Here is a 21815-nt window from a genome sequence, read left to right as displayed (position 1 = left end):
TCAGTTTTTTGGGTGAGCGCTGCATTCGCGCTTGATAAATGCAACGCGCACGCATGGAATCGACATGACAAAATACAGTTATCCACACGAACACATCGTGTCGAATCGCAGGGATTGTCCAATTGGACTACCTGCTTTTTGACGCGGCAAAGTGACCTCGACGCGTTTAAAACCGCTACCGACGAATGAGCATCGAGTTTCAAAAAAAAGCGGCACAGGGACGCGCCGCTTTTCCTTTGGTTGAAGGTCGGTGGTCAGAGATTTTGAGCAGAAAGCTCTCTTGCCAGGTGATCCGCCTGTCGAATGGCCAGAGCCACAATGGTCAGCGTCGGGTTTTCCGCAGCCCCTGTTGTGAACTGCGAGCCGTCCGAGATGAACAGGTTCTTGATGTCATGGGTCTGGCCCCATTTGTTCACCACCCCGTCGCGCGCATTCTCCGACATCCGATTGGTGCCGAGGTTATGGGTGGACGGATAGGGCGGTGTCGGGAAGGTCCGGGTGGCACCCACCGCATCATAAACCGCAGCCCCCTGTTTGTAGGCGTGGTTGCGCATGGCGATGTCATTGGGGTGGTCGTCGAAATGGACATTCACCACCGGCATGCCGAACTGATCCTTGACGTCATGGTTCAGCGTCACACGGTTGGTTTCCTGCGGCATGTCCTCACCCACGATCCACATACCGGCCATGTTTTCATACATGTCGAGCGCGGTGGTGAATTCACGCCCCCATCCGCCCGGATCGAGGAAGGCCGCCATGAACGGCAGACCCAGGGCAAGCGTTTCCAGCTCATAGCCGCCCACGAACCCGCGCGACGGATCATGCCGGGACTCGTCCTGAATGATGCCCGCCATGGTCGTGCCGCGCCACATCTTCACCGGCTTGTCGAAGACACCGTAGACCGACCCGGTCATGTGACGCATGTAGTTGCGCCCGACCTGACCGGAACTGTTGGCCAGCCCGTCAGGGTACATAGAGGTCGCTGAATTCAGCAGCATCCGGGGGCTTTCGAACGAGTTCCCCGCAACGCAGACCACACGCGCCATCTGCTTGTGCTCATTGCCGTCCGCATCTGCGTAGACAACACCGTTGACCAGCCCGTCCTCGCCGTGCTCGATCCGCAACACATGCGCCTTCTCGCGCACTTCCAGATTGCCGGTGGCCTCGCCATCGGGAATGTCCGTATAGGCAGCCGACCATTTGGCCCCCCACTTGCATCCCTGAAAACAGAAACCCGTTTGCTGACAGGCCAGCCGGTCTTCGGTATCGGCACTGTTGATCGCCATGCGCCCGGTGTGGACCTCTTCATACCCCAACGCCTTGGCCCCTGCCTCGAAGACCTTGTAGTTGTTATTGCCGGGCAGCCCCGCATTGCCATGGGTTCGGGTGACGTTGAGCTTTTTCTCGGCCAGATCATACCAAGGCGCCATCTCGGCCCCGTCGATGGGCCAGTCCAGCAGGTTCGCGCCCTGCACGTCACCGTAGTTGGTCTTTGCTTTCCACTCGTGGTCCTGAAAACGTAACGACGCGCCCGCCCAGTGGGTGGTTGTGCCCCCAACGGCTTTCACGATCCAAGCAGGCAGACCGGAAAAATCCTTTGCCACGCGCCAGTCGCCCGAGGTCGTGCGCGGGTCCAGCCAGGCCAATTGCCCAAAGCTTTCCCATTCGTCGTTGACATAATCCTCGGGCAGATACCGCCCGCCCGCCTCAAGCGCCACAACGCTTACGCCCTTCTGGGCCAGTTCATTTGCCAGCACGCCGCCGCCCGCGCCAGTGCCAATTACCACAACGACCGAAGCGTCGTTCAGATCAAAAGGTGCAGCCATAGTTTTTATCCTCCCTGCTATGGCTCAAAGCCAGTTGATGTCGTCAAAGCCGCGCTCGATGTAGCCGCCCTTGGAAAAGGACTCGCCCTCGTAGCCGAAGATCGGCCAGACGTCTTTCTGGTTGTAAAGACCGGTCACAAGCCCGCCACGGATCTGCTGGAAAAACGCGCTGTCTTCCATCGCACGCAACAGATCGACCCTGTCGCGCTCCCACCCGATGGAGAGGTAATCGGCATGGCCTTTGCCTTGGGCTGCGGCATCAAGTGCTGCAATGCCTGCTTCAATGCCGGGAGCAGCCTCTGCCGTGTCGTACCCCTTGACGGCTGCCGCGTAATGCAAGTCCGGCACCTGATCATGCGGATAAATATCGCGCGCCATCTGGATCAGCGTGGCCATCGTGTGTGGTTGCAGTGCCTGAAGCTCCATCGCCCAGGCCGCGTCCGAGCCTGCGACAAAGCTGGCTCCCAATACGAATGTACCGCCTGCCGCAACGCTGCTTTTGAGCAACTCGCGACGGGTCATTCCCTTCGCTCTAGGTTGGTTGGTCATTGAGTCTCCTCCCTCAATCTTGGTGAATTTCTGTGTCCCGCTGGCAACGTCAGAGAAAGCGTCCGCTGCGTTCGAGAACTTCGATCTGATAGCCATCAGGGTCAGCCACGAAAAAGAACTTGCCGACGAGTTTGCCGTCCCGCGCAAATTCCACGATTTTGCGCGGGGCCAGCCCGGCGGCCTCAAACCGCGCATGTTCCGCTTCCAGGTTGTCCACGGAGACAGCAAGATGGCCGTAACCGTTGCCCAGATCATAGGGCTCGGACTGCCCCTTGTTGATAGTCAGCTCCAACTCGAAAGCGGTTTCGCTGTTGGACAGGTAAACCAGCGTGAAATCGGTGAAATCCAACCGGTCGGCGACCTCCAGCCCAAAGGCGTCGCGGTAAAAGGCGACCGACTTTTCCTCGTCGAGCACACGGATCATGCTGTGAATTGCTTTAGCCAAAAACCTTTCTCCCTTTTTGAGCGTCCTCGCTTGCGACCAGCAGAACACGGGGAGATCGGCGGGGGTAGTAGCGGAGTACTACCAAGCCTGTTTTTGGGATGTCGCGCTATTCAGCCGCGAATTTGACCGCAGCGTCCTCTTTCTTCTTGTCCAGAAACACAAGACAGGCGCAGCGCAGAAGCGATGAGAAATTGGACGGCTCCCCGTGCAGTTCGAGAACTTCGCTGTGCAGAGTGGAAATGAAGGCGGGCGTGGACTGGTCGCTCGCTTCGGCGATCTCATCGAGGATGTCCCAGAAGCTGTTTTCAAGCCGGATGCTCGTGCTTTGCCCGTTCAGACGCAAGCGCCGGGTCGTGTGTTCATAGCGATGTGGATCTTGTCCTGCAAATACCTGGCACATGTTTCTGATCTCCCCTGGTCCGAACGTCTCTGGCTGTACCCCGATGGACGTCGATCTGATCCTATTGAACCAAAAAAACGCCGCTGCGTCCATCTGGACGACCTAGACCTTTCGGACCGGTCACGCGCCACCCGGAATACTGCCTCCGATCGATCTGAAAAACCGCCTAGATTGCCGCTGAGGCTGCAAGAAGCGATTGGGAATAGGCGTGTTTGGCGGTGCTGTTGCGCAAATCATCCGACATCATGATTTCGACGATTTCACCGTCCTTCATGACCGCAAGCCGGTCGCACATATGACCGATCACTGGCAGATCATGCGACACCATCAGATAGGTCAGCTTGTGTTCGTCACGCAGATCGGTAAGCAGATTGAGAATTTCCGCCTGCACGGAAACATCCAGCGCTGATGTGGGTTCGTCCAGCAACAGGATGTCCGGCTCTCCGGCCAGCGCGCGCGCAATGGCTACCCGTTGCCGTTGTCCGCCCGAGAGTTGATGCGGGTAGCGAAAGCGAAACCGTTTGCCTAAGCCCACATCTTCGAGCAGCTTTTCGACCCGCCTATCGATGTCCTGCATGCCATGCAGTTGCAAGGTCTCGCTGAGCACCTGATCAACGGTGTGGCGCGGGTGTAGCGAGGCGTAGGGGTCCTGAAATACCATCTGCACGGTCTTGTAGAACGCCCGATCCCGTTTGGCCCCAAGAAGGGTTTTGCCTTCCACGGTGATCTCGCCCGACCATGTGGGTGCCAGCCCGGTGATTGCCCGAAGGATGGTGGATTTGCCGGAGCCGCTTTCTCCCACGAGGCCAAAGCTCTCGCCAATTGCCACGTCGAACCCTGCGGATTTCACAGCATCAACGCGATCATGGTCAGCGCCGAACCAGACATTGAGATTTTCGATGCTGAGCGCTGTCATTTCCCACCTCGCACGCTTTGTGCATCCGACCATGTCGCATCTCGTTTAAGGACTTCGAGATACTTACGCGGCTGATCGAGCCGCGGCAGTGAATTCAACAGTCCGCGCGTGTAGGGGTGCTGCGCCTCATGCAATTTGTCCGCATCGCAAACCTCAACGATCCGGCCCGCATACATGATCAGCACCCGGTCGCAAAATTCCGAGACAAGGTTCAGATCGTGACTGATGAAGATCAACCCCATGCCACGCTCCTTGACCAGCCCGTCCATGATGTCGAGAACCTGCCGCTGCACCGACACATCCAGCGCGCTCGTGGGTTCGTCCGCGATCAGGATTTGCGGATCGGGTATCAGCATCATGGCGATCATGATGCGCTGCCCCATGCCACCCGACACCTCGTGGGGATAGGCCCGCATCACCCGTTCCGGATCGCGAATGGAGACGGCTTCCAGCATCGAGATGGATTTCGCCCGCGCCTGCGCCTTGGAGGTGTTGTTATGCAGCAGGTAGGCTTCCATGATCTGGTCCCCGACCGTCATCACCGGATTTAGCGAGAATTTCGGGTCCTGCATAACCATGGAAATCCGCTGGCCGCGCACCTCGCGCATCTGCGGCTCGCTCAAGGCAAGCAGGTTCTGGCCTTCAAGGGTGATGTGATCGGCCTCCACGATCCCCGGTTTGCGAATGAGCCGCAGGATCGCCCGCCCGGTCATGGATTTGCCGGATCCGCTTTCCCCGACGATGCCCAGCCGTTCACGGTCCAGCGAAAAAGACACGCCGCGCACCGCATCAAAGACACCCTGCCGGGTTGGGAATTTGACCCAGAGGTTTTCAACGTCGAGCAGGCTCATTGGCCACTATCCTTCGGGTCAAGCACGTCACGCAAACCATCGCCCAGCAGGTTAAAGGCCAGCGAGACAGTGAAAATTGCCAGCCCCGGCACCGTGGCGACCCACCAGTGATCGAGGATGAAACGGCGGCCTTCGGAAATCATCGCCCCCCATTCGGGACTGGGCGGTTGCGCGCCAAGCCCCAGAAACCCAAGACCGGCAGCGGCCAGAATGATGCCCGCCATATCCAGCGTGACCCGCACGATCAGCGAAGAAATGCACAGCGGCCATATGTGTTTCGTGATGATCCTGAGCGCCCCTGCCCCTTGCAGCCGAATGGCGGAAATATAGTCAGAAGACCGGATGGTCAGCGTCTCCGCCCGCGCGATCCGCGCGTAAGGCGGCCAGGCGGTCAACGATATTGCCAGCACCGCGTTTTCGATCCCCGCCCCCAAAGCCGCCACAAAAGCCAGCGCAAGGACAAGGCGGGGAAAGGCGAGGAAAATATCCGTGATCCGCATCAGGATCGTGTCCGTCCACCCACCCGCATAACCTGCCACCGTCCCCACCAGCAATCCGGCCACGGGTGCAATCAAAGCCACAAGCGCCACAATATATAACGTGATGCGCGACCCATAGATCAGGCGGCTGAGGATGTCCCGCCCCAGGCTGTCCGTGCCTAGCAGATGCCCTTCCGCGCCCATCGGCTGTAACCTGTTGCCGAGGCTTTGCACGAAGGGATCATAAGGCGCGAGAAACGGGGCAAAGAGCGCGACCAGCAGCAGGAAAATCAGGATGCCAAGGCCGAACATCGCCATGGTATTGGAGCGCAGCGACAGCCAGCCCTGATAGAAATTGGCCAGCCGCGCATGGCGGCGCGACGTCGGTGCATCGGTCAACAACCATTCGCGCCAGGTTGGGTTGGGGGCACTCATGTCACTCATTTCGACCTCGGATCAAAGACGCGGTACAGCAGATCGGACAGGATGTTCAGGCAAATGAAGATCAGCCCGACCACAACCGTTCCACCCAATACGGCGTTCATATCCGCACTGAGGAGCGCCGTGGTGATGTAGCTGCCGATGCCCGGCCAGGAGAAGATGATCTCCGTCAGGACCGAGCCTTCGAGCAGGTTTGCGTAGCTCAGCGCGATGACCGTGATCAATTGCACCCGGATGTTGCGAAAGGCATGGCGCCAGATCACCGCGCGCTCCGACATGCCTTTGACGCGGGCGGTAGTGACATATTCGGCCGACAGTTGCTCGAGCATGAAAGACCGGGTCATTCGGCTGATATAGGCCAGCGAATAATACCCCAGAAGCGCTGCTGGCAGCACGATGTGAGAAAAGGCGTTTCGGAACACCGACCAGTCACCGGCGATGGCGCTATCGACCAGTATCATACCCGTGCGCGAAGGCACGATGTCCTGATAAAAGATATCGAGGCGTCCGGGCCCCCCGACCCAACCGAGAATACCGTAGAAAACCAGCAAACCCATCAGGCCCAGCCAGAAGATCGGCATGGAATACCCCACCAGTGCGACAACGCGGGCGATCTGGTCGATCCACGACCCGCGACGCACGGCGGCGATCACCCCCAAAGGCACACCCAAAACGATCCCGATAATGACACCCAGTGTGGCAAGCTCTAGCGTGGCGGGAAACACCCGCGCAATGTCCTCGGAAACGGGCCGCGCATTCAGCAATGACATGCCGAAATCGCCGCGCACGACGTCCCAGAGATAATACAGAAACTGGACCAGCAAGGGTTTGTCCAACCCCAGTTGCAGGTAGACCGCGTCATAGGTCGATTGCGAGGCGCGCTCCCCGACGATCGCCAGAACCGGGTCGATGGGCATCACGCGCCCGATGATAAAGGTGATGAAGAGAAGCCCGAGCATGGTCACGGCAATCGAACCGAGCGTCAGACAAGTCCCCTTGATCCACGAAGCGAGAGGCGCCCGGCGGCGCCCCCCATTGGTGTCTGTGATGGCCATTTACTTGGTGATCGGCCAGTAGGATACCGCTGTGGTCGCACCCCCAAGGTTGACGTTTGCCACGTTTTCACGTTGCGCGGTCTGCTCGATCTTCTGGAACATCACCGCGAAGGGAGCGGTTTCACGGAAAGTGGCCTGAATTTCCGCGTACATGCCACTGCGCACATCGCGGTCGTTCTCTACCACGGCTGCGGCCGTTTTCTCCGTCAACCCGCCCGTGTCCCAGCTGTTGCGCCAGGCCAGCAGACCTGTCGCCTGAGCTTCGTCAGAATTGTCCGGGTTGTAAGCGAAAGTGCCAGCGTTTGTGTGCGGATCGGGATAATCCGGCCCCCATGCACCCAGATAGACATCCAATTCCCGCGCCCGGTAGCGTGCGAGGATCTGTTTAGCGGTGCCGACCGTAATGTTCAGCTTGATGCCCGCCTGCGCAAAGGTGTTTTGCAGCGTCTGTGCAATCTCGATGCGCTCTTGCGCTTCACGCACGCCCACCTCAAGCTCCATGCTTTCCACTCCGGCAGCCGCCAGCAGTTCCTTGGCTTTCTCCACGTTGAGCGAGAACGGGTTTTCATCCACGGCCCCCAGGAAAGTACGCGGCAGGAAGTTCTGGTGGATCACATACTGGCCGTTCAGGAAACTTCCTTCCATGCCTTTGTAGTCAATCAGGTACTTCAGCGCCTGACGCACTTCGGGCTTCGACAGCTCGGGGTGTTTCTGGTTCATGGAAACATACATCAAACGCCCGCGCAGTTCGTCAGTGATGACAACACCCTCTGCGCCACGTGCACCCGCGATGTCTTCGGGGTTGAGGTTGCGGGCCATATCTATGTCGCCGCGTTCCAGCAGCAGGCGTTGAGAGGCGCTTTCCTGCACATGGCGCACGATCACGCGTTCCATTGCCGGGGCGCCAAGATAGAAATCAGGGTTTGATTGCAGCGTGACACTCTCGTTTGGCTTCCAGCTCACCAGCTTGTAAGCCCCTGATCCGGCTGAATTTGTCTTCAGCCAAGTATTGCCCATGTCGCCGTCAGCCTCATTGGCCATGACGGTTTTCATATCCACGATACCACCGATGGTCGAGGTCAGGCAGTTGAGCACAAAAGAGGTCGCATAGGGCTTGTCTGTCGTGATCGTGACGGTATTGCCATCTGCCACAATGGTCTGTTCGACGTTGTCTGCGGTAAAGCCAAACTGCGTCAGAATGAACGCAGGTGTCTTGTTCAGGATCACCGCGCGGCGCAAGGAAAATTCAACGTCCGCCGCCGTCACCGGATTGCCGGAATGGAACGTCAAACCATCGCGAATGGTGAAGGCGATGGTTTTGCCGTCGTCCGAAACCGTCCAGCTTTCCGCCACCTCGGGCTGGTAGCCTGCATCCAGGTTCATCGGGTCGAAATTGACAAGTTTCTGATAGACATTGCGGCTGACGTCGGAGCCCGCGAACTCAAAGCTTTCTGCCGGGTCCAGCGTGGTAATGTCGTCAATCCGGTTGGCAATCACCAGCATGTTCGCAGGTGTTTCAGCGATCCCCATTGGGGCTGACGTGACCGCAAGCGCCAATCCAAGGGCGGCACCGGTCATCAGTCTGTTAAAAGCATTCATGATCTATCCTCTTTCTGTTGGTATTTGTTTTCCCGGCCAATCGCGCCCTCAAGACCCCCAGGTCTTTTCAAGGACACGCAGCCAGTTTTCGTGGCACAGTTTCCTGATGAGCGTGTCATCATATCCGTGCTCTGCCATTACTTCTCGAAGTTTCGGAAGCTCGGCGATTGTCGTCAAGTCTTCCGGAACGACTGCTCCGTCGTAATCGGACCCCAGTCCGACGCGGTCTTCTCCCAATATACTGATGAGATGATCCAGATGCCGCAGCACCTGACTGAGCGGGACATCCGCCAGCATCTTGCCGTCTTCACGCAGGAAGGCAACAGCGAAATTCAGGCCCACCATACCATCGCTCTCGGCAATCGCACGCAGCTGATCATCCGTCAGATTGCGCGCATGATGGCAGATCGCGTGGGCATTGGAATGGGTGGCCACCAGCGGTGCATCGGAATGCCGCGCCACATCCCAAAAACCCGCCTCGTTCAGATGAGACAGATCCACCATGATGCCAAGCGCATTACAACGCTTGACCAGCCGGATACCGTGATCGGTCAGACCATCTCCAATGTCCGGCGTCGACGGAAACCGAAATGGCACGCCATGGCCGAAAATCGTGGGGCGGCTCCACACCGGGCCAATAGACCGAAGACCCGCAGCATAGAGCACATCCAGCATGTGCAAATCGGCGTCGATTCCTTCCGCCCCTTCGATATGAAATATTGCGGCAATCTTGTCATCGGTGAACGCGCTGCGGATATCTTTCACGCTCCGGCAGACCTTCAATGCGCCTTTGCGTTCCAACTCGAAGAGGATCGCCGCCTGCGACGCCACCACCGGGATGGCGTCTTCCCATTCAATTTCTTCCGGCAAAGGAAGGTCGTAGGTGTCCTTGGTCATTTCCTGGAACTTGAAATCAAGATCGGTCGGCGAGGACACGTAGACGGCGAAAAACCCACCGCCAAAACCACCCTGGACCGCTTTGGGCAAATCGACAGCACCGTCGCGCCCGTTCACGAAAAGATCGGCCTGTGCAACCCCACCTGCGCGGAACAGTTTCAGCAATACGTCATTATGTCCGTCAAAGATGAGCGGTGCAGTGTCTGGCACTGAAGAACCCCCGAATTTTCCCACATCGCCACAGTAACCAAAAGTTTTTTGCATTGGTTAGAGGAAATGCTATGCGTTTTACTCATAGAGCTAGTGGCTTTAAAGGATACTGCGTGAGCAAGTCAAAAACCTGGCATTCCATACCGGAATACAACGCGTTGCGCGCGCTGATGCAGTCCGGCACCACAACCGGGGCCGCTCATCATCTGGGTCTGTCGCAATCAGCCGTCAGCCGATCCATCGCCAACCTTGAGGACCGCCTCGGCACTGCCTTGTTCGAACGCGAGGCCGGCAGGCTGCGCCCCACCCAGGAGGCGGTGCGTCTGAACCGGCGCCTTGATCCGCTCTTTGAAGCACTCGACCGGATTGATGGCCCGGCCGAACCCGTTCAGGAGACCTTAAGGCTCATCGCGCCCCCGACCTATGCGCATCGTTTCCTGATCTCGCTGATCAACAGCTTTTTGACAATGAATCCGAATTTCTTTGTGAGCTTCGAGGTGAATACCTCCGAAGAAGTCACGCGCGGCATTCTGGATGACCGGTTCGACCTTGGCGTCACCGGCGTTGAGCAAAGCCGCGCCGGGGTCAAACTGCTTCCCTACCGGCTGTCGCAGGCGGTCTGCGTGATGCCGCATGATCACCCGCTGGCGGAGCGGTCCGGGATTGAGCCGCAAGACCTGCATGAGCACAACATGATCGCCCTCACACACCGTCACGCACGGCGTGGGCAACTGGAAAGGCTGCTGCATCAGAGCAGAAGCGCACCCCGCATCGTTGCAGAGGTTTCGACCTCATTCGCGGCAGCGGATCTGGCGAAGGAAGGATTGGGACTGACCGTCATCAACCCCTTCCCGCTTTATCACTACCGCTCCGATGATCTGGCCTTTGTGCCGTTCCAGTCAGCGATCCGGTATCAGAGCTATTTTGTGACCTCGGACACGCGCCCCGTCCCCCGAATTGCGCGAGCATTCATGCGCCATTTGCGGCTGAACACACCCCCTGACCCGTTTTCGCGCAAAGGATGACGGCACGAAGCCATCCCGCGCAAGCGACATCGATGCTCCCTGCCAATTGCTATTTGCAATTCGTTTTCCCATTTGCAAAACCAATGCCAGCGACGACAATAGCAACTGAAATCTTCCGCAACTGGCAAACGCACCGGGCAAAGCTAAACGCCGTCGGGGCACGCTACACCAGATCGTCTCAACGAGCCGATGGCTGTCAAAACCGCTGACGCAGCCGGCATAGAACAGGACACCACATGACGCCCCCTGACCTGAAAACGGCCATCACCGGTCTCTTCACCGGAAAAATCCAGATCCCCTGGCGAGACAAGCCCGCTTCCGCAATCCACAAGACTGCTGTCAGCGGGAAACAAGTGATCACGTCCTTGGGATTCGAAAATGACGCCCAGGCAGATCTGAGTGTTCATGGCGGCGCAGACAAAGCACTGCATCACTACGCGGCGGATCATTACGCCGCCTGGCAGAAAGAAGGGATGATCCCTCAGGATCAGACCCCCGCCGCCTTTGGCGAGAATATCTCCACATTTGGCCTGACGGAGGACCAAATCTGCATCGGCGATATCTTCCACTTAGGGTCAGCACTGATCCAGATCAGTCAAGGTCGGCAACCTTGCTGGAAGCTGAACGCCTACACGGCGAATGACGCCATGGCCTATCAATTCCAGAAATCCGGGCGTACCGGCTGGTATTACCGCGTGCTTGAAACCGGATCAGTCGCGGTGGGGGACGAAATCAAACTGGTGGACCGCCCAAACCCGTCCTGGACGGTCGCTTTTGTCACCAGAGCCCGCTTGTCACGCAAAATCTCTGCGGAAAACGCAAGGAAGCTCGCGCGTGTTGCGGAATTGGCGGACGGTTGGAGAACCGCCTTTGAAGCAATGGCGGCTGGCCAAACCCATGAAAATACTGACCGCCGGCTAAAGGGCCCTAGTATTTGATCTTCCCATGTCGGTAAGGTGCGGGAAAAGCGAACGTTCGCACCAATGATCCGAAGGTGTTACTCTGCTGGGACAGTGGAGCTTATGGCGTTGCGCCTACGATGCTGGATAAACTGATCAAGATTGAAGCGATCCTGACTGCGAAATGCGAGCATCACAGCTGCACCGCAAAGGGCGATAACGCTTGGGTAAAAGAGATGCTGCATTCCTGAAACCTTGCTGACCGGCAACCAGAGCGCGAAGGGATCAAGCAAGGCTGACCAAATTGTCAGCGCGGAAAAACCGGTGACCAAAAGCTGAGCCAGCACAGCATATGTTCGAAAGAGGCCCAGGACGACAAGCGATCCAATGAGCAGTTCTAAATACCCAAATACATATTGCAGGTTTTCGCTGGGAAAGAACCCAAAGTAGAACTTGTCTTGAATCTTGACGCCCATGCCTGGCTTAACGACCTTAGAAAGGCCCCACCAGACCAGCAGCATCCCAAGACTGATGCGGAGCGCCATAAGCGCGAACGCCTGGCGTGTAGTTACCTGCGAATTCATGACCAGCTCTCACCTTCGGTTTGCAGATCTCGGCTAGACACCAAAGATTAATATAGTGTTGCAAGCCGCTAATTGTGCGTGTCGAAGAAAGTAGGACTTTTAGACAGATTGCGGCTGTCGGCGGCGCGATGCGGCAACCCTTCCAGCGGCCGTCGCGTTGCGTGCAAGGACGGTGGCACACCGCATGGCAAGAGAGATCAGAAATTGAGGGGAAGCGACCCCTCCTGCGTTCCTTCTCAGGGGGACTGCCCGCTCCGAATTCATAGCCGAAATTGTATCGCTAAATTTGTAGCGGTGGCTTGCCCCCTGTTTTTACGTCAATCTGCTGATACCTTGTCACCAGCAAAGATGAAGAGGGGATCAATTTGAACACTCCGGTGGGCCGCGCATGACTGATCAATCCGTCGCAATGGGCTCTGTGCTGCTGCGCAACATGCCAGAAGCATCGGCAAGAACGCTGCTCAAGATCGCGCAATCCGGGCGCCTGAATGCCCAGGAGGTCCTGTTCCGTGAAGGTGACCCTGCCGTCAATGTTTACGTCGTCCTGGCAGGACAGCTGAAACTGTCCCGCATTGATGGACAGGGCAATGAAGCGGTTGTTGCCATTCAAAGACCCGGGGACAGCATCGCAACCGCGCTGGCCTTCAGCCCGAATGAATATCCGGTCACCTGCACCGCCCTCACCGACAGCCGCTATCTGGCATTTGGCTGCGAGACAATTCGCGCCACCCTGATGCAATCGCAGGAAACGATTGGTGCTGTATTGGCCGCCACCTACAAGCATCTGCATGAGCTGGTCGATCAGGTGGCGCAACTCAAGGCAAGTTCTGCGCGAAAGCGCGTGGCACGGTTTCTGGTCGCTCTGTGCGACGGGCCAACCGGATCAGCCACCGTTCAGTTGCCCTATGACAAGGTCGTCATCGCCGGTGTGCTGGGAATGACGCCGGAAACGCTTTCCCGCTCGTTCAACAGGCTGAAAGAACACGGTGTCCGGGTCGACGCAACCCGCGTCACCATCGACGATATCGAAAATCTGATAAGATTCCTCGACAGCGAATGACCTCACCGCAAAAAACCGAAATCACTTGACATAAGTCAAGGCAAGCTCATCGCAGCTGACCTACCGTGGACGCTTAGCACGGGAGAGTCGCGTGACCCAAGACAGCGAAACGGTTCCAACGGAAGCGTATGTAGCAAGCAAAGCCGAAGAACGCCGAACATTCGTTTTTCTGGCGGTATTCCTGGCCCCAATTCTGAGCGTCGTCCTTGTTGGCGGCTATGGCTTCACAATCTGGATGTCGCAGCTTTTGCTCGGGCCTCCGAGCCATTGAGGCGCGCATGAAACCATCCGGGATCAACCGTCGGCAATTCCTGCGCGGGACACCGCGACCGACAGAACTGCCCCTGCGTCCGCCTTGGGTAACGCAGCTGAGCCTGCGATCCTGCACCTCTTGTGGCGACTGTGTGACGGCCTGCCCGGAAGATATTTTGCACTTGGACGCCGATCGGAAGCCTGCAGTGGATTTTACTGAAACCGGCTGCACATTCTGCGGAGAATGCGCAGAGGCCTGCACTCACGAAGTTTTCAAGGTCACCGACGGACCCGCTTGGAACGCGGATGTAATTGTGTCAGCCAGCTGTCTTTTGCAAAGCGGTGTTTCATGCCAGCTCTGCACGGATTTCTGCGACGTAGAGGCACTGCGGTTTGATATGAACCACCCACCCGTCGGCACGCTTCGCATCGATCAGGAAACCTGTACAAGTTGCGGCATGTGCGTCGCGGCCTGCCCGACATCAGCCATCTCTCTGAAACCATTTATCAGGGCTGATGCGGCATGACGGAACAGGTCCATATTTCGAGCCTGCTGGTCACGGCGCGGCCTGATCTGGTCCCCCAGGTGGTATCGAAACTATCCGCTATGACGATCGCTGACGTGGCCCACGCGGATGCGGTCGGCAAGATCATCGTCGTTCTGGAAACGCCAGACGAGAGCGTGATCGTTCAGGCACTCACAGACATTCAACTTCTGGACGGCGTTGTCAGCGCTGCTCTGGTTTATCACCACGCGGAGGCTCTCGCCAAAGCCCCGCCGTTACAGCCAGCTGAAGGGAACCCAGCATGACCGATCTTACCCGCCGTGCCGTCATCAAGGCCCAGGCCGTCGCGGCTGCGGCCGCCGCAGCAGGTGTTGCGATACCTGCCTCGGCGCAGAACCTTGTGACCGACGCGGAGTTGACGGAATTGAAATGGTCCAAAGCACCCTGCCGGTTCTGCGGTACGGGCTGTTCGATCATGGTCGCCACGAAAGCGGGACGTGTCGTGGCAACCCATGGCGACAGCAAAGCACCTGTCAATCGCGGCCTGAATTGCGTCAAAGGCTATTTCCTGTCCAAGATCATGTACGGCGCGGACCGCCTGACCCAACCGTTGTTGCGCAAAACCGATGGGGTCTACGACAAGGAGGGGGAATTCACGCCCGTCTCATGGGACGAAGCTTTCGACATCATGGCCGAGAAATGGAAAGCGGCCCTGAAGGACAAAGGCCCCAAGGGCATCGGCATGTTCGGCTCCGGCCAGTGGACCGTCTGGGAAGGCTATGCCGCGTCAAAATTGATGAAAGCAGGGTTCCGGTCGAACAACATCGACCCGAATGCGCGGCACTGCATGGCCTCGGCCGTGGGGGGGTTCATGCGCACCTTCGGCATCGACGAGCCGATGGGCTGTTATGATGATTTCGAGAATGCGGATGCTTTCGTGCTCTGGGGGTCAAACATGGCAGAGATGCACCCAATTCTCTGGACGCGCATCGCGGATCGCAAGTTCAGCCACCCACATGTAAAGGTTGCTGTGCTGTCGACCTTCAAACACCGCAGTTTCGATCTGGCCGATATCCCCATGGTGTTCACGCCGCAGACCGATCTGGTGATCCTCAATTACATCGCCAACTATCTGATCGAAAACGATGCGGTGAACCATGATTTCGTCGGCAAACATGTCAATTTCCGCCTGGGAAATCCGGATATCGGCTACGGGCTGCGGCCTGAACATCCGCTGGAACAGGCCGCCACGAACAACGACAAGGTGGGCGGGTCTTCCGAGATGACGTTCGAGGACTTTGCAGCCTTCGTGAAACCCTACACGCTTGAATATGCCGCCGAAATGTCGGGCGTGCCAGCGCATCGTCTGGAGGAAATGGCAAAACTCTATGCCGACCCCGACACCAAGGTGATGTCGCTGTGGACCATGGGCGTGAACCAGCACACACGCGGTGTCTGGGTCAACAACATGATCTACAATATCCATCTTTTGACCGGGAAAATCTCGACCCCCGGGAACTCCCCTTTCTCCCTCACAGGTCAACCATCCGCCTGTGGCACCGCGCGGGAGGTGGGAACGTTTTCCCACCGCCTGCCGGCTGATCTGGTGGTCGCCAATGAGGAGCATCGCAAGTTCGCAGAAGAGATTTGGAAACTGCCCGCTGGTACGATCCCCGGCAAGGTCGGCGCGCACGCGGTGTTGCAGAACCGGCTGCTGAAAGACGGTAAGATCAATTGCTACTGGGTGCAGGTCAATAACAACATGCAAGCCGCCCCGAACATGCTCGAAGAAGGCTATCCCGGATACCGCAACCCGGACAACTTCATCGTTGTCTCGGATGCTTACCCCACCGTCACTGCAGAGGCCGCAGACCTGATCCTGGCCACCGCGATGTGGGTGGAAAAGGAAGGCGCTTATGGCAATGCAGAGCGGCGTACGCAATTCTGGCACCAGCTGGTGGACGCGCCGGGTGAGAGCCGGTCCGATCTGTGGCAACTGGTCGAGTTTTCCAAACGCTTCACGACCGATGAGGTTTGGGAGGCGGATATCCTGAATGCCAACCCTGAATACAAAGGCAAGACGCTTTACGACGTGCTTTTCGCCAATGGTCAGGTTGACGCCTTCCCGCTGGAAGAGACCAGCACAGACTATGAAAACCATGAAGCGGCCGAATTCGGTTTCTACATCCAGAAAGGCCTTTTTGAGGAATACGCCCGGTTTGGGCGCGGGCATGGCCATGATCTGGCACCCTTCGAGACCTATCACGAAACGCGCGGGCTGCGCTGGCCGGTTGTGGACGGCAAGGAAACACTCTGGCGATTCAAGGAGGGTTCCGACCCTTACGCCAAACCGGGCTCGGATTTCGATTTCTACGGCAAACCGGACGGGCGGGCGGTCATCTTTGCCCTGCCCTTTGAGCCTGCGGCCGAAAGCCCGGATGACGAATATCCCTTCTGGCTCTCAACGGGCCGTGTGCTGGAGCATTGGCACTCGGGCTCCATGACGCAACGGGTGCCGGAACTATACAAGGCCGTCCCGGATGCGCTGTGCTACATGCACCCCGATGACGCCAAGGCGCAGGGTCTCAGGCGTGGATCCGAAGTGCGGGTCGCCTCGCGGCGCGGCGAGATCATCACGCGCGTTGAAACCCGGGGACGCAACAAGCCGCCACGCGGGTTGGTCTTTGTGCCATGGTTCGACGCCAGTCAGTTGATCAACAAGGTGACACTGGATGCCACGGACCCGATTTCGAAACAGACCGATTTCAAGAAATGCGCCGTCAAAATTGAGCCGGTGGTGGGGTAAGATCATGAAAAAGCTCTATATTCCGATCCTGGTTGCACTGTCTGTCACCGCAGCTGCCGCGCAAAACCAGGTGGCCACGCTGCGCGGCACGGCACCACTGGATGAGACCGAGCGCGCACCAGTCATTCCCAAGGTCGTCAACTCGGATATTCGTCAGGTGCGCAACTACCCCGAACAGCCCCCCGTGATCCCTCACAAGATTGACGGCTATCAGATCGACACCAATTACAATCAATGCCTGACCTGTCACGCGCGCTCCGCAATCGACGTCAGCCAGGCGCCGATGGTGTCGATTACCCACTTCATGGACCGCGAAGGCCAATTCCTCGCCTCTGTGTCCCCACGTCGTTTCTTTTGCACTCAATGTCACGTGCCGCAGTCCGAAGCCGCACCAAAGCTGGACAACACATTTGTCGATGTGGATCAGGTTCTCGACTACATACAGTCGCATGGTGGGGGCAATAACTGATGCGTGGCCTGATTTCCCGCATCTGGTGGATCATGCGCAGGCCCGCAACCCATTTGTCCCTTGGGTTTCTGACCATGGGCGGGTTTGTCATGGGCGTGATTTTCTGGGGCGGTTTCAATACGGCCCTGGAACTGACCAATACCGAAGAATTCTGCGTCAGTTGCCATGAAATGCGGGACAATGTTTTTGTCGAACTGCAACCCACCGTGCATTACTCCAATGCCTCTGGCGTCCGTGCAACCTGCCCCGACTGCCATGTTCCGCACGCCTGGACCTCGAAAATTGCCCGCAAGATGGCCGCCTCCAAAGAGGTTTATGGCAAGATTTTCGGCACCATCAGCACTCGGGAAAAGTTTCTTGAAAAGCGTTTGGAACTGGCCCAGCACGAATGGGCCCGCTTTGAGGCCAATGACAGCCTGGAATGCCGCAATTGCCATTCCGCTGAGAGCATGGACATCACCTTGCAGAGCAAACGCGCCTCGGAGGCGCATGAACGGTTCCTGCTGACGGGCGAAAAGACCTGCATTTCCTGTCACAAGGGCATTGCGCATGAATTGCCCGATATGGGCAGTGCAAGACTTCGACCGGATGACGACCGGGTTGCCCTCAAAGCCTATCTGGAAAGCTCCGACTGATCCCCATGTGGGGGAAGCGCCCCCGGATCACGCGGCCGATGTGGCCGGTTCTATAAATTTTGAAACCTCTACGGCCAGCGCGTCCCAATCGGTAAACTCGTATTCTTCCACATTGGGATCGAAGTCCTTGTCGCGCAGAACGACGTGCCGCAGAACCTGGCGGGCGTAAAAATCATATTGATTGGTTCGAACGGCCCCCGCCACAAGCACGTCCCTGTCGGCTTTCATATCGGTGCGCATGTTCATCTCGATCACATATTCCCTGGCCTCTTCAAGGCCTTCCGGGAAGGCAGCGCTCAGACTGACAGACAGCAAAAGCGTATCGATCGGGGCCAGCTCGTGCCGATGCGCGGTCAGGAAAACTTCGAAAGGTTTCGGATGGCGGCGTTCATGCACCGACGCGGCGAGAATGACCTTGTCGACCCCCTCAAAGGAAACCGAGACCGCCTTGTCTCCTGCATCGACAACTTGAACCGCAATATCCTGACGGCGCAGTTGATCTTCTACGAACCGGGCGATTTTTCCCGTCTGGCCCTCTATCGTCGCATAAACGATCATCGTGGTCATGCCTTCCTCCTCTTCAAAAAAGGGCGAGAAAACCATTTCTCACATCACAGGCAGTAGAGGTGCTCAGTCATGTCTGAAAAATCCCTCGCGCGTCACAACACTACCCCCTGCTCCGGGGAGTGACTTTGCTCTAGATCAATCTACGGATGAGGCTGGTTGCGCAGAATATTTCAATTGGGGAGTACTCATGACCGACAATACAACCATCACTTGAAATATACTGCAAAATTGCGTAGTTCTAGCGCCTCTGGGGTGGAAATGGGAATTCCTGAAATGATTGGTCTGAAACGGCTTTTGCTGAGCTGTGCGGTGCTCATGTCCCTCGCCACCACGCCCGGCATGGCGCAGGACAGCCTCCTGATTGTCGCCGATGAATGGCCGCCCTTCTCAGGTCAAAACCTGCCAGATAAGGGTCTCTCGCTCGATATAACGCGTACGGCTCTCACGCGCGCAGGTTACGATGTAGAAGTTGCCGTGCTGCCCTGGGCGCGGATCATGAGCGGCGCGCAGACCGGCGAATATGATGTTATTACCAGCCTGTTTCGCGACCCTGAGATACAGAAGGTGATGACCTATTCTGAGCCCTTCTTTGAGACAACCGTTCGCTTCGTTCAACGCAAAGGTGGGCCGATCACCTTCGAAGGGCTGAATTCCCTGCAGGCATATCGCATCGCCGTTGCTGCCGGTTATGTCTATGAGGAGGCATTCGATACCGCCGATTTCCTCGACAAGATAGAAGTCACAACGCCCATTCAGGGCCTGCGAATGGTCGCTGCCGGCCGGGTAGACTTGACGCTGGACAGTATGGAGGTTGTCCGGCATTCGATCCGGTTGCAAGACCCAGACATTCTTGATCAGATCGAATTTCTGGACCCTGCCCTTGCGCGGCAGGAAATACACATTGCCGTTTCAGGCTTTCGGGACGATCACAACCGTATCGTGTCTGATTTTAATGCAGCTCTGCAAGAAATGCGGGAAGACGGTTCGCTTGCGCGACTTCTCAAAAAACACCAGATCGATTAGGCGCGGCACGTGGGGGATCCATTAAACAACCGCCTGGCAAAACGGCTACTGGTCTGGGTGCTGGTCTGCAGTGCCCTGCTTTCCGCCTTGGCGACGACAGTTCAGCTATATGCGAACTTCCAGCGTCAGGAGGCGGCCCTTTTTGACGTAAAGGTGCAGATCGAAAAGGGTTTTGCCCAGAGCCTCAGCTCGGCATTGTGGTCCTACGACACAGAGCAGGTCGATCTGCTGCTGGACGGCATTTTCGCCGAAGCCGATATTTCATCTCTGAAACTGTCATCAGATGATCTGGTCTGGGAACGCGGGCCGGTTGATCCTGACGAACAGCTGCAAATGCAGGAAGTCCAGCTATCATACACGGACCCTGTCCTGGGCGAGACGGTTCTGGGGCAATTGGAACTGGGGCTGAGCCGCGCGCGCATCTGGTCAAACCTTTACGCGCTCGTTTTGGTGGTGTTTCTGTCAAATCTTGCAAAGACAGGTTTTGCGGCGATTGCCATTCTTGTCATCTTTCAGCGCATTGTCAGCCGTCACCTGCGCGACATCGCATCTTACGTGTCGCAACCCAAGTGGCTGACGGAGGGACCGGAACTCAAACTGGATCGCCAAAATATCTCCGGAGAAGACGACCTCGATGCGATTTCTTAGGCGGTCAATGAAACGCGCGCCCGCATGGTCGATTATGACAAGAACCTGAGTGCAGCTTCCGCCCAGCTTCGGGTTGTTCTGGATACCACCGTTAACGGTATTATCGGGCTGGATTCTGAGGGAATGGTGCAGGTCATCAATCCCGCTGCCCGTCACATGCTGGCCGGAAAATCCGAAAGCACCCCCTTTAGCTGGCCATCGCCAATCAAGTTTCTCGACATCGCGGACATGCATCCGCTGGATGCGTCTTCCGATCCGATCAACCGCGCGCTGGCCGGGCAAATCCTGAAGGGCGAGACCCATCTCATGACAAGGCTTGGACAGGTCGAAAATCGCTATGTTCGCATCTCCAGCGCCATTGTCAGCGACCCCACAAGCCCCTTGAGGACCGTAATCGTGCTGGACGACGTCTCGCTGCTGGAGAAAAACCGCCAGCAGATCGAACGTAAAGGGCGGCTGGATGCACTGGGTCAGCTGACCGGCGGTATTGCACATGATTTCAACAACCTGCTCGCGACCATTCTTTATGCGATGCAGTTGACCCGGGCTGACAATATTTCCGAGCGGTCTGACCGGGTTCTTGCCACAGCCCTGAAAGCGGTTGAACGCGGTCGCGACCTGACCGGACGTCTGCTTGCCTTTGCCAAACGCCAGCCCGGCCTTGAACGATCACGCCCCCTTTCCGAGACATTTGCGGAATTCGAAGCGCTGGCCCGCCCTGCGATCGAGGAAACGGTAGAGATATCGCTGGCAGCGCCCAATCCGGAATTGCTTGTCTACTGCGATCACGGGCAACTGGACAACGCTCTGTTGAACCTTGTGCTGAACAGCCGCGACGCGATCATGCGCAGCGGCAAAGGCAGCAAGATCATGATCAAGGCCCGCGCTATTGACGAGGTTGATGTCGACCTCCTGCTGCGCCGTGAAAATCCACACGCCTATATCACTCAAGGCATGCGCGAAGAGCACGCCGAGGATGTGGCCCGGCACGACGCCAAGGCCTATCGCTACGTTGAAATCTCGGTCACGGATGACGGCCCCGGCATGTCGGAGGAAGTCAAAAGCCGCGCCATAGACCCGTTTTTTACGACCAAAGACAGCAACTCAGGCACCGGTCTCGGCCTGTCGATGGTCTATGGGTTCATTCAGCATTCCGATGGTGAGTTACGCATCTATTCGGAAATGGGATTTGGCACGACAATTCGCCTGATCCTGCCGCGTGGAACGCCGGAAAATGAACGCGAGGGCCCGATGGTGCGTTTGCCCGCCAGACAGGGCCAGGGACAACGCATTCTGGTGGTCGAAGATGAGCCAAGCCTTTTAGCCGTTATGGAAGATCTGCTGATGGAACTGGGCTTCAATTTCGTGCCCGCAACATCGGGGGCGGAAGCGCTCAAGATCATAGAGAACGGCGACGAAGTTGATCTCGTCCTGACCGACATTGTCATGCCCGGCGGCATTGGCGGGTTTGAGCTTGCCAATCGTATCCGACTGCTCCGAGAGGATGTGCCGATTGTTTACATGTCGGGATATACCGGGTTCACATCAGCGGAGATGGGCGATGTCGTGGCCCCGTTGTTACAAAAACCTTGCCCGCCGGTGGAATTGGCAGAAGTTCTGAGTAACGCGCTGGCCAATTCAAAATCTTCTATCTAAGATTGCATTAATATCAT

Annotated in this window: 24 protein-coding genes; 12 read left to right on the top strand and 12 right to left on the bottom strand. The window is 57.3% G+C overall.

Annotation, left to right across the window (positions count from 1 at the left end; all coding sequences use genetic code 11):
* Positions 1-254: 254 nt before the first annotated feature.
* From ACOTTU_RS05850 to ACOTTU_RS05805, 10 genes are all read right to left on the bottom strand, one after another.
* Positions 255-1826 (bottom strand): GMC family oxidoreductase, encoded by a 1572-nt coding sequence (locus tag ACOTTU_RS05850; protein WP_425656548.1) that lies wholly within the window; start codon positions 1824-1826, stop codon positions 255-257.
* A 24-nt stretch (positions 1827-1850) separates the two neighbouring features.
* Positions 1851-2375 carry a Twin-arginine translocation pathway signal gene (locus ACOTTU_RS05845; RefSeq protein WP_425656546.1) on the bottom strand — a complete coding sequence of 175 codons (525 nt, stop codon included), beginning with the start codon at positions 2373-2375 and terminating at the stop codon, positions 1851-1853.
* A gap of 49 nt (positions 2376-2424) precedes the next feature.
* Positions 2425-2820, bottom strand: coding sequence for a VOC family protein (locus ACOTTU_RS05840; RefSeq protein ID WP_425656545.1), 396 nt, complete (start codon positions 2818-2820; stop codon positions 2425-2427).
* Between the two features lie 106 nt (positions 2821-2926).
* Positions 2927-3220: a ribbon-helix-helix domain-containing protein gene (locus ACOTTU_RS05835; protein WP_298916924.1), complete on the bottom strand. Its 294-nt coding sequence runs from the start codon at positions 3218-3220 to the stop codon at positions 2927-2929.
* A 166-nt stretch (positions 3221-3386) separates the two neighbouring features.
* Entirely contained in the window at positions 3387-4136 is a 750-nt protein-coding gene (locus ACOTTU_RS05830; RefSeq protein WP_425656543.1) for an ABC transporter ATP-binding protein, read from the bottom strand.
* On the bottom strand, positions 4133-4987 hold the full coding sequence (locus ACOTTU_RS05825) for an ABC transporter ATP-binding protein (protein ID WP_425656541.1): 855 nt from the start codon (positions 4985-4987) through the stop codon (positions 4133-4135). Before ACOTTU_RS05825 ends, ACOTTU_RS05830 begins: the two co-directional genes overlap by 4 nt.
* Positions 4984-5910: an ABC transporter permease gene (locus ACOTTU_RS05820; RefSeq protein WP_425656540.1), complete on the bottom strand. Its 927-nt coding sequence runs from the start codon at positions 5908-5910 to the stop codon at positions 4984-4986. The genes ACOTTU_RS05825 and ACOTTU_RS05820 overlap by 4 nt, the downstream gene beginning before the upstream one ends.
* On the bottom strand, positions 5907-6962 hold the full coding sequence (locus ACOTTU_RS05815; RefSeq protein ID WP_298916918.1) for an ABC transporter permease: 1056 nt from the start codon (positions 6960-6962) through the stop codon (positions 5907-5909). The genes ACOTTU_RS05820 and ACOTTU_RS05815 overlap by 4 nt, the downstream gene beginning before the upstream one ends.
* The gene (locus tag ACOTTU_RS05810) at positions 6963-8561 is read right to left on the bottom strand and encodes an ABC transporter substrate-binding protein (RefSeq protein WP_425656538.1); all 1599 of its coding nucleotides are present in this window, start codon (positions 8559-8561) and stop codon (positions 6963-6965) included.
* A gap of 48 nt (positions 8562-8609) precedes the next feature.
* Positions 8610-9668: a dipeptidase gene (locus tag ACOTTU_RS05805; protein WP_425656536.1), complete on the bottom strand. Its 1059-nt coding sequence runs from the start codon at positions 9666-9668 to the stop codon at positions 8610-8612.
* Between the two features lie 113 nt (positions 9669-9781).
* Here ACOTTU_RS05805 and ACOTTU_RS05800 point away from each other — a divergent pair, with 113 nt between their 5' ends.
* Both ACOTTU_RS05800 and ACOTTU_RS05795 read left to right on the top strand, forming a co-directional pair.
* Positions 9782-10693 (top strand): LysR substrate-binding domain-containing protein, encoded by a 912-nt coding sequence (locus ACOTTU_RS05800; protein ID WP_298916912.1) that lies wholly within the window; start codon positions 9782-9784, stop codon positions 10691-10693.
* 236 nt (positions 10694-10929) lie between these two features.
* Positions 10930-11631 carry an MOSC domain-containing protein gene (locus tag ACOTTU_RS05795; RefSeq protein WP_425656534.1) on the top strand — a complete coding sequence of 234 codons (702 nt, stop codon included), beginning with the start codon at positions 10930-10932 and terminating at the stop codon, positions 11629-11631.
* Between the two features lie 59 nt (positions 11632-11690).
* On the opposite strand, the gene ACOTTU_RS05790 is transcribed toward ACOTTU_RS05795, so the two are convergent.
* Positions 11691-12176 (bottom strand): DoxX family protein, encoded by a 486-nt coding sequence (locus ACOTTU_RS05790; protein ID WP_425656532.1) that lies wholly within the window; start codon positions 12174-12176, stop codon positions 11691-11693.
* Positions 12177-12564: 388 nt separating this feature from the next.
* On the opposite strand from ACOTTU_RS05790, the gene ACOTTU_RS05785 reads away from it, so the two are divergent.
* The 7 genes from ACOTTU_RS05785 (at position 12565) to ACOTTU_RS05755 (ending at position 17904) form a co-directional block, all read left to right on the top strand.
* On the top strand, positions 12565-13236 hold the full coding sequence (locus ACOTTU_RS05785; RefSeq protein ID WP_425656530.1) for a Crp/Fnr family transcriptional regulator: 672 nt from the start codon (positions 12565-12567) through the stop codon (positions 13234-13236).
* 91 nt (positions 13237-13327) lie between these two features.
* Entirely contained in the window at positions 13328-13507 is a 180-nt protein-coding gene (gene napE / locus ACOTTU_RS05780; RefSeq protein WP_298916904.1) for a periplasmic nitrate reductase, NapE protein, read from the top strand.
* Positions 13455-14015, top strand: coding sequence for a ferredoxin-type protein NapF (locus tag ACOTTU_RS05775; RefSeq protein WP_425656528.1), 561 nt, complete (start codon positions 13455-13457; stop codon positions 14013-14015). The genes napE and ACOTTU_RS05775 overlap by 53 nt, the downstream gene beginning before the upstream one ends.
* On the top strand, positions 14012-14299 hold the full coding sequence (locus tag ACOTTU_RS05770) for a chaperone NapD (protein WP_425656526.1): 288 nt from the start codon (positions 14012-14014) through the stop codon (positions 14297-14299). The genes ACOTTU_RS05775 and ACOTTU_RS05770 overlap by 4 nt, the downstream gene beginning before the upstream one ends.
* Positions 14296-16800 (top strand): nitrate reductase catalytic subunit NapA, encoded by a 2505-nt coding sequence (gene napA / locus ACOTTU_RS05765; RefSeq protein WP_425656524.1) that lies wholly within the window; start codon positions 14296-14298, stop codon positions 16798-16800. Before ACOTTU_RS05770 ends, napA begins: the two co-directional genes overlap by 4 nt.
* A gap of 4 nt (positions 16801-16804) precedes the next feature.
* Positions 16805-17269, top strand: coding sequence for a nitrate reductase cytochrome c-type subunit (locus ACOTTU_RS05760; RefSeq protein WP_425656522.1), 465 nt, complete (start codon positions 16805-16807; stop codon positions 17267-17269).
* Positions 17269-17904, top strand: coding sequence for a NapC/NirT family cytochrome c (locus ACOTTU_RS05755; RefSeq protein WP_298916894.1), 636 nt, complete (start codon positions 17269-17271; stop codon positions 17902-17904). Before ACOTTU_RS05760 ends, ACOTTU_RS05755 begins: the two co-directional genes overlap by 1 nt.
* 27 nt (positions 17905-17931) lie before the next feature.
* On the opposite strand, the gene ACOTTU_RS05750 is transcribed toward ACOTTU_RS05755, so the two are convergent.
* Complete coding sequence (locus ACOTTU_RS05750) at positions 17932-18471, bottom strand: flavodoxin domain-containing protein (RefSeq protein ID WP_425656521.1); 540 nt, start codon at positions 18469-18471, stop codon at positions 17932-17934.
* A 258-nt stretch (positions 18472-18729) separates the two neighbouring features.
* Between ACOTTU_RS05750 and ACOTTU_RS05745 the strand changes: the two genes are divergently transcribed.
* Genes ACOTTU_RS05745 through ACOTTU_RS05735 form a run of 3 tightly spaced genes read left to right on the top strand, consistent with a single transcriptional unit; the run spans position 18730 to position 21798 of the window.
* Positions 18730-19494, top strand: a complete 765-nt coding sequence (locus ACOTTU_RS05745; RefSeq protein ID WP_425656519.1) for a substrate-binding periplasmic protein — start codon at positions 18730-18732, stop codon at positions 19492-19494.
* A 9-nt stretch (positions 19495-19503) separates the two neighbouring features.
* Positions 19504-20142 carry a hypothetical protein gene (locus ACOTTU_RS05740; protein WP_425656517.1) on the top strand — a complete coding sequence of 213 codons (639 nt, stop codon included), beginning with the start codon at positions 19504-19506 and terminating at the stop codon, positions 20140-20142.
* A 24-nt stretch (positions 20143-20166) separates the two neighbouring features.
* Positions 20167-21798 carry an ATP-binding protein gene (locus ACOTTU_RS05735; protein WP_425656515.1) on the top strand — a complete coding sequence of 544 codons (1632 nt, stop codon included), beginning with the start codon at positions 20167-20169 and terminating at the stop codon, positions 21796-21798.
* Positions 21799-21815 lie beyond the last annotated feature (17 nt).

It is taken from the genome of Roseobacter sp. EG26 (assembly GCF_049830555.1).
In the GTDB taxonomy this organism is placed as follows: Bacteria; Pseudomonadota; Alphaproteobacteria; order Rhodobacterales; family Rhodobacteraceae; genus Roseobacter.
Note: the sequence above shows the minus strand (reverse complement) of the source record. Positions and strands in the feature narration are given on the sequence as shown.